Annotated in this window: 4 protein-coding genes; all 4 read left to right on the top strand. The window is 44.7% G+C overall.

All coding sequences use genetic code 11. The features are described from left to right. The first annotated feature begins 335 nt into the window (after window positions 1-335). The gene (locus tag IM477_RS09535; RefSeq protein ID WP_287731521.1) at window positions 336-512 is read left to right on the top strand and encodes a hypothetical protein; all 177 of its coding nucleotides are present in this window, start codon (window positions 336-338) and stop codon (window positions 510-512) included. 15 nt (window positions 513-527) lie between these two features. Beyond that, window positions 528-2,036, top strand: coding sequence for a serine/threonine-protein kinase (locus IM477_RS09530; RefSeq protein WP_287731520.1), 1,509 nt, complete (start codon window positions 528-530; stop codon window positions 2,034-2,036). Window positions 2,037-2,105: 69 nt separating this feature from the next. Further along, window positions 2,106-2,336: a hypothetical protein gene (locus tag IM477_RS09525; protein WP_002784101.1), complete on the top strand. Its 231-nt coding sequence runs from the start codon at window positions 2,106-2,108 to the stop codon at window positions 2,334-2,336. Next, window positions 2,333-2,599, top strand: coding sequence for a type II toxin-antitoxin system RelE family toxin (locus tag IM477_RS09520; RefSeq protein WP_287731519.1), 267 nt, complete (start codon window positions 2,333-2,335; stop codon window positions 2,597-2,599). The genes IM477_RS09525 and IM477_RS09520 overlap by 4 nt, the downstream gene beginning before the upstream one ends. Window positions 2,600-2,888 lie beyond the last annotated feature (289 nt).

Raw genomic sequence — 2,888 nt, 5'->3', positions numbered from 1 at the left:
TTATCTAGAAAGGCATTGCTGCGATTTTTGTCAATTGTTTTTTATCTAGAGCGAACTAATCAATTAAGTCTCTTGCCAGATAAGGATTTAGTCGATTTATGTCCCCCTATCGAACCATAACAAGTAACGAAGAGCCATAATCAATCAAATTGTCTATTTAGAGATTTTGTGGTACTTTATACTTAGTTTTTTCATTTTTTCAACCCCCAAAAATTAATTATGCAAGGGGCAATGACTAAAAATGCCTGAAAATAAATATATGTTAAAAATGATGCTTTTAGCCCGGAAAAAAGGTTCTTCGGTTTGTGTTGTGTAATGGACGGGGGTTATAAGGGATGAAACCCTTATCTAGAAAGACATTGCTGCGATTTTTGCCAATTGTTTTCGATCTAGAACGAGCTAATCAATTAAGTCTCTTGCCAGATAAGGATTTAGTCGATTTATGCCCCCTGCTCGAACCATACCAAGTAACGAAGAACCAAAACTCTCTCCACCAGACTCACTATAATTAACACAGTAGCCTAGCTATGTCGGCAGAATCTAGACATCGGAGCTTACTTGCCAATCGATACCAACTGGTCGAGTTGATCGGTAGCGGCGCCATGGGACAAGTATATCGAGCAGAAGATAAACTATTAGGTGGCGTAACCGTCGCCGTGAAATTACTCTCGCAAACTCTCCTCAACCAAAGAATGCGTCAGCGCTTCGAGCGAGAGGCGACTATTTCGGCACTTTTAGGCGAAAAAAGTATTCATATTGTTAAAGTTCGTGATTATGGTGTAGATGACAAGGAAGTCCCCTTCTACGTCATGGAATTTTTGCAGGGGGGGAGCATGAGTGAAATCATCAAACATCAGCCGCTGCCCCTCCCGCGCTTTCTCAATCTCACCCGTCAGATTTGTTTCGGCCTGGAATGCGCCCATAAGGGTATTATCTTCCAAGGGGAGATGTGTCCGATTATTCACCGGGACATCAAACCAAGCAATATTATGGTGATTAAGGACTCAGGATTAGGGGAATTGGTGAAAATTCTCGATTTTGGCATCGCTAAACTCATCCAATCGGGAGAATCCCAAACCCAATCGTTTATGGGAACCTTAGCCTATTGTTCCCCAGAACAGATGGAAGGTAAAGAACTCGATCATCGTTCCGATATCTACAGTTTTGGGATTATGATGTACGAGATGATCACGGGAGAAACGCCCGTTTTTCCCGATAATCCCTCCTTTGGCGGTTGGTATGAGGTTCACCACTACGCCGAACCCCGTTCCTTTAATTCTAGGTTGCAATTACCGCCAGAATTAGAACAGTTAATCCTGCGCTGCTTGGCCAAAGCACCCAGCGATCGCCCGTCAAGTGTTACAGATATACTACAACGTCTCGAACGACTTGAACCCCTAGTCAAAAATGAAATAGTCAAAAAAACTGACGATTACACCAGCAAAATCAAAACCCTTGATGATTTAAATCAAACCATTGTTTCTGCTGCTAATGCGAGGGATATCTGTCTCAAGTCCAGTTGGCCCGAGGATAAACCGCGCCAAAAAATTGTCTTCTCACGCTGTCTCCGAGCTGCTGACGGCGTTTTTGCCAGTTTATGGGTAATGTTGGATCGAGAGGATATCGCCGTCCGGGTTGCTAGTGTCCGTTATAATCAATTCCTCTTTTTACCCACACCTCACCCGATGATTCTCTTGATTACTGTCCTCTATCATCGTCAATGGGGACCCCGCTGGTTGCCCTGTTATTTGGACTTAAAAACCCCCCAAGGTCAAAAAATGACCAAAACCCTCGCCGAAACCGGTCAATACTGGATTTTATTTTTCCCCCTCGAAGGCGGCCCTATCTGTGAAAATGTGATCACCGCTAATATTCCCCCCAATCAATGCCAAATTTTGCGGCAATGGCTGACCGATAGTCAATTGGCCCAGGGTGGCAGCCCACAAATTAGCAAGCGGATGTTAAAACAGAAACTCGAGCAACTTAAACCCCAGATTCTGGCCAAATTAGAGTCGGAACTGGCCGGGCAGCCCTAAAAAATCAGGGGGGTATTAACTAACCCCTTTTTTATTGAACAAGGTGGAGGCAATGTTTGTAATAAACCTATGACTAAACTGCTGCAACAGGCGATCGCCCAAATCCAACAACTTCCGCCCGAACAACAAGATGCAATCGCATCGCGGTTTCTGGATGAGTTGAAAGACGAGCAAAAATGGGAAGCTAGTTTTGCTGCCACAACAGATGAGCAATGGGAGCAGATGACTGCGATGGTGCGTCAGGAAATAGCAATGGGTGAAACTACTCTAGCCAGTGAAGTATTTCCGACACAAAAATGAAATCAAGTGTCACCAAAACGTTTCGTAAACAGCTTAATAATCTTCCTGCATCAGTTCAGGAACAAGCAGCCAAAGCTTATGCACTCTGGCAAGAAGATCCGTATCACCCCAGCCTTCAGTTTAAACAAGTCAGTCAAAAGCAACCGATCTACTCCGCTCGTGTCAGCCTTAACTATCGGGCTTTGGGTTTGTTAGAGTCTGAGCATATTTATTGGTACTGGATTGGCGCACATGAGTATGATGAGTTGCTGAAACGGATGTAATTTTGGGGTAATCGATGAATATGCCGCATAACAGCGCAGTCGAGCGGACAGCGGACGGGACTAATATTTGTGTATATTGCCAAAGCTATCTGCCGCTCTTCACTTTCGCTATTAGCCATCATCCATTCCCAATGCCTACTTCTGTATTTTGACATCCTCACCGCCGGGGCCGGACGGTGATGACCGGCAGATCAAACAAACTTAATTGAACGACCGACCGCTGGGTTGACGCTTCACGGGATGCTGCTTCTTTAACAGAAGTCTTATGCTGTCCTCCACGCCCGTTTAA

It is taken from the genome of Microcystis sp. M090S1, assembly GCF_020246295.1.
Lineage (GTDB): Bacteria > Cyanobacteriota > Cyanobacteriia > Cyanobacteriales > Microcystaceae > Microcystis > Microcystis aeruginosa.
Note: the sequence above shows the minus strand (reverse complement) of the source record. Positions and strands in the feature narration are given on the sequence as shown.